The 3,557-nt window shown below is 60.2% G+C and carries 3 protein-coding genes and 1 pseudogene; 2 read left to right on the plus strand and 2 right to left on the minus strand.

The features are described from left to right. Both E4Q08_RS23285 and modA read right to left on the minus strand, forming a co-directional pair. Positions 1-276 (minus strand): annotated as a pseudogene (locus tag E4Q08_RS23285) (molybdate ABC transporter permease subunit); the annotation flags it as partial. Between the two features lie 199 nt (positions 277-475). Next, positions 476-1,261, minus strand: a complete 786-nt coding sequence (gene modA / locus E4Q08_RS23290) for a molybdate ABC transporter substrate-binding protein (protein WP_034914504.1) — start codon at positions 1,259-1,261, stop codon at positions 476-478. 137 nt (positions 1,262-1,398) lie between these two features. Here modA and E4Q08_RS23295 point away from each other — a divergent pair, with 137 nt between their 5' ends. Further along, the gene (locus tag E4Q08_RS23295) at positions 1,399-3,009 is read left to right on the plus strand and encodes a GspE/PulE family protein (protein WP_248595118.1); all 1,611 of its coding nucleotides are present in this window, start codon (positions 1,399-1,401) and stop codon (positions 3,007-3,009) included. 103 nt (positions 3,010-3,112) lie between these two features. Then, a partial coding sequence (locus E4Q08_RS23300; protein ID WP_169072165.1) for a transposase occupies positions 3,113-3,557 on the plus strand: 445 nt, incomplete at its 3' end.

A 3,557-nucleotide genomic window follows, 5' to 3' on the forward strand; every position in this document is an offset into this window, starting at 1 on the left:
CACCACCAGCCCGCTGAAACTGAAGGCCAGGGGATGGCCGGCGAGCGCCTCGAACCAGCGTCCCGGTGGCGATTGGCTGCCCATCGCCACCAGCAGGTAGTAGCCGATCACCGTCGGCGGCAGTACCAGCGGCAGTGCCAGCAGGCCCTCGATCCAGGCCTTGCTCTTGCGCGGGGTCACCGCCAGCCAGTGGGCGGCAAGAATCGCTGGAGGCAGCAGCAGCAGCAAGGTCAGCAAGGCCAGTCTGGCCGACAGAACGATCGCGGTAGCGTCCATCAATGTGGATGTCGCGTCAGCGACGCACGCATGACTTTCATGTCATGATCGGGGGTGCCTGGAAAAGTCATGACCGTTAATGTGAAAGTCGCGTATGCGACTCACGAATCTCCCCTCCCCCCTTGCGGGGGAGGGGTTGGGGGGAGAGGGAAACGGTCATGACTTTCATGATCGGAGGCGCCTGGAAAAGTCATGACCGTTAGCGCGGCGCTTCGCCCGGCAGCACGAAGCCGTAGCGAACGAAGATGGCGCGGGCGGCAGGTTGCTGAAGGTAATCGTGGAAGGCACGCGCGGTATCGCCGGCGGACTTCATCCGCACCAGGCGCTGGCGCAACGGTTCGCGCGCGTGCCATTCGCCGGGAATCAGCGTGAAGGTCCCCGATTTGGCGATTGCCGGTGCCCTGGAAAGAGACAGCGGCAGCAAGCCTCCCTGACTCGAACCCGAGGCGGCGAACTGCATGGCCTGCGCGGCGTTTTCGCCCAACACCAGCTTCGGCTCGATTGCCGACCACAGCCCTGCCTGTTGCAGCACCGCGCGCGCCGCGCGACCGTAGGGGGCGTGCTCCGGATTGGCAATGGCAAAGCGCTTGACGCGGCCGTCGGCCAATGCCGCCCTCAGATCATTCAAGGTGGCATCCGCCTGCAGGGTTGATCCGTGCGGGACGAACAGCACCAGGCGGCCGATGGCATACAAGGCGCCACGATCCAGCGTCAGTCCTTGGTCGGCAAGCCGGAAAACCAGGTTCTCGTCGGCAGAGAGAAACAACTCGAAGGGAGCGCCTTGCTCAAGCTGGTGAGCAAAGTGTCCCGAGGAACCGAAAGAAAGCTTCACCGTGCGCCCCGTCGCCTTCTCGAAGTGCTCGGCGATCTCTGCAAGTGCGAACTTGAGATCGGCAGCGGCAGCAATCGGTGGAGCACCGGCGGCATTCGCCACCGCTAGCCCAGCCAGCAGCAACAGACAGACACCGACGCGAAAAATTAGCATGACCGCCCTGGCAAACGTCAACGGAGAGGACAATTATAGCCTGCCGGGATTGCCGGCCCCGCGGCGATCCGTTTCGCTTCGCTGCTTCGATTGTCGCCTTGGCCAGCCAATCAGGTAGAATCGGACGATTAGCATGATTGCCTCAAGACAACTGGAACTTGCCATGGCTCGCCCGGAAAAAGATTCGCCTCGGCGATCTGCTCATTCAGCAAGGCCTGCTCACCGATGAACAGCTCAAGTTCGCGCTCGATGAGCAAAAACGCAGCGGACGCAAGCTGGGCCGCATCGTCGTAGACAGTTCATTTGTCACCGAAGAGGCGATTTCGCAGGCGCTTGCAAAACAATTGCGCGTTCCCTACGTCGATCTCAGACACTTCAATCCACGCCCTGAACTGGTCAATCTGCTGCCCGAGGCGCAGGCGAGGCGTTTTCGCGCGGTGGTGCTCGACGAGGTGCGTGGCCGACTGCGGGTTGGATTCGTTGATCCCACCGACCTGCAGGCGTATGACGAAATCTTGCGTCTGCTGCGTCGCGAAATCGACCTGGTGGTAGTTGCCGAGGGTCATTTGCTGGCGCTGGTCGATCGCGTCTATAGGCGCACCGAAGAAATCAGCGGCCTGGCCAGGGAACTGACCGCCGACCTGGAAGATGTGCCGGTCGAATTTGGCGGCTTGCTCGGAACGGCGACGGGTGCCGAGGAAGCACCCGTCGTCAAATTGCTGCAAACCGTGTTTGAAGAAGCCATTCGTTCGCGCGCTTCGGATATCCATATCGAGCCGCAGGAGCGGTCGCTGCGCGTTCGTTTCCGCATCGACGGCGTCTTGCAGGTGCAGATGGAGGCCGATACCAAGATCGCCCCGGCCCTCTCTCTGCGTCTCAAATTGATGTCCGGACTCGACATCTCGGAAAAGCGCTTGCCGCAGGACGGTCGTTTTGCCATCAAGGTGCGCAGTAACCAGATCGACGTGCGGATTTCGACCATGCCGACGCAGTATGGCGAATCGGTCGTGATGCGCCTGCTGAACCAGAACACCGGTCTGCTCGGGCTGGATCGGCTGAACATGCCGCCACGCACGCTCGAGCGTCTGCGCCATGCGATACGTCGTCCAAGTGGCATGGTGCTGGTCACCGGTCCGACCGGAAGCGGCAAGACGACGACGCTCTATGCTGCGCTGTCCGAACTCAATACCACCGAGAAAAAGATCATCACGGTGGAAGACCCGGTGGAATACCGGCTCCCCGGCATCAATCAGGTGCAGGTGCACGAGAAGATCGATCTGACCTTCGAGCGCGTGTTGCGTTCTGCACTGCGGCAAGATCCGGACATCGTTCTGGTAGGCGAAATGCGCGATCAGACCACGGCTGAAATCGGCATGCGAGCGGCCATTACGGGCCACATGGTGCTGTCGACCCTGCACACCAACGACGTCATATCGACACCCATTCGATTGCTCGACATGGGCGTTCCTCGTTACATGGTCGCGTTGTCGTTGCAGCTGGTGCTGGCGCAGCGACTGGTACGGGTGACCTGCGGAAACTGCGCCGAATCACATCCTCCATCGCCACAGGAACACGAATGGCTGCGCTACGAGTTGGCTGACACGGTCGACCAGCACCGCTTCCTGCAGGGGAAGGGCTGCGTGCATTGCGCCGGAACAGGCTACCAGGGGCGTACCGGGGTTTACGAGATGCTCGAAATGACCAACGAAATTGTCGAAGCCATTAATTCTACTTTGCCACATTTCTAAAATGGTTGAAATACAGGCTATTGAGCTACATATCTAATGCTCTACCACATAAGGAGTATGACGATGAAATCGCCAAATTTATTTATTTGGGATCGGGCGTGCGGTGGCCAGCTGCTGCGAGAATCTGACCAGCCATTTTCAGTCGTTCCGGGAGTGTTTCCGCAGTAAAACGCGAAGCACGGCCGAGCAAGCTGAACAGTACTTGCGGGGCCTTTTTCAAAGCCCTCGTGCGAACCTGGAACAGATGAGCGAGACGGTGGCGGAGACCGAGTATTACAGCCTCCACCACATGTTGAGCGATGCTGCATGGGACTTTGAGAATGTGCGTCGGGAGACGGCGCGACAAGCGGACGAGTGGATCGGTGGGCCAGAGACGGGACTGTTGCTCGATGAGTCTGGGGTCCAAAAGAAGGGCGACCATTCAGCGGGCGTCGCCAGGCAGTACAACGGTCGCCTGGGTAAGGTCGAGAACTCGCAGGTTGGAGTGTATGCCGCCTTGGCACGAGGGTCGCAGGCGGCGATCATCGACTTCGAATTGTTCCTTCCAG

This window comes from Candidatus Accumulibacter contiguus (assembly GCF_012940005.1).
Taxonomy (GTDB): Bacteria; Pseudomonadota; Gammaproteobacteria; order Burkholderiales; family Rhodocyclaceae; genus Accumulibacter; species Accumulibacter contiguus.

Excerpts from the sequence above, each read along its gene's own strand:
- modA (WP_034914504.1), bottom strand. The coding sequence starts at position 1,261 with ATGCTAATTTTTCGCGTCGGTGTCTGTCTGTTGCTGCTGGCTGGGCTA.